Source organism: Thiemannella venezuelensis, assembly GCF_014203605.1.
GTDB lineage: Bacteria > Actinomycetota > Actinomycetes > Streptosporangiales > Streptosporangiaceae > Planomonospora_A > Planomonospora_A venezuelensis.
Window position 1 is genome coordinate 1 of record NZ_JACHJJ010000084.1, and the last position, 1,126, is coordinate 1,126.

Sequence of the window (1,126 nt, forward strand, 5' to 3'; positions counted from 1 at the left end):
CGTCAGGCAGGCGCGCAATCCGGCTGCGGCGTAGGCGGCATCGGCCAGGATCTGCAGTGGCCCGGGTTCGGCGGCGAGCAGGGCGGGGGCGATGGCGGCCTCGTGGTGGGCGGCGCCGGCACCGGGACGCAGCGCGACCGCGGTGAACAGGCCGGTCTCCGGTTCGACGGCCAGGTGGGCTTTGTAGCCGTCGGTGCGTTGCTGCGCACTTTTGTGGATGTGGCGGGCCTCGGGATCGACGGTGGAGATGATCCGGTCCGGTGAGGTGCGGCGGGCGATCTTCCATCGTCCGTCGGTGCCGTCGGTGCCGTCGGCGGGTTCGACGTCTTGGCCGGCGATCAATGCCAGCAGGCCGACCGCATCGGCGGCGGCCTGGTCCAGGTCGCGGCCGGCCACCTGCTCCAGCAGGGTGAACGCGTCGGTGACCAAGGCGCTGACCAGGGCGCTCTTGGCCTCCTCGTCGTCCCAGGCGATCTTCGGTTTGCCGGGGTCGGTGTAGTCATGGGCGCAGCAGTGCGCCGCGACGATGGCGGCGGCTCCGGGCACCTGGCGGGCCACCCGGCGGATCGCCGCGATGAGCTGGGTGATGGTGTCTTGAGTGGCGACCGCGTCGGTGAGCACGGCCGAGTCCAGCGCCCGCCGTGTCCGGCCGGTCAGCACCCCGGTCTGGGCGATCACCGCCTGGATGATTGCGAAGATCCGGTCCGGACGCGCGGAGCGGGCCAACCGCCGCCGGAAATACGTCAGCAGCGACGGATCAAACCCCCGGTCGTCCAACCCCAGCCCGCAGGCGGCCTTCCACCGCAGGTCGAACCGCAGCGCCGCCAGGGCCTCCTCGTCCGACAATCCGTGCAGCGCTTGCAGCACCACCACCGTCGCCAGCAGGTCCGGTGGCACCGACGGGCGCCCGTTGACCGGCGCGTACATGTCCGCGAACGCCTGCGGTGGGAACAGTGCCCGCCGCTGTTCGGCCAGGAACGCGAACACGCTCCCGGCCGGGATCAACTCCCGGCACGCGACCCATACCTCAGGCCCAGCCGGAGCCCTTCGACGGCCCATCATGACCCGAGTCTGAATCCCCGACCCGGGTCTGAAAAGACCACCAAGATCTTCAGGACACTCCTAG

Annotated in this window: 1 protein-coding gene; it reads right to left on the reverse strand. The window is 70.9% G+C overall.

The window, feature by feature from the left end; all coding sequences use genetic code 11:
• Window positions 1-1,062, reverse strand: a 1,062-nt coding sequence (locus FHS22_RS37215; protein ID WP_260408691.1) for a transposase, incomplete at its 3' end; no start/stop codon positions are given.
• Window positions 1,063-1,126: the final 64 nt, after the last annotated feature.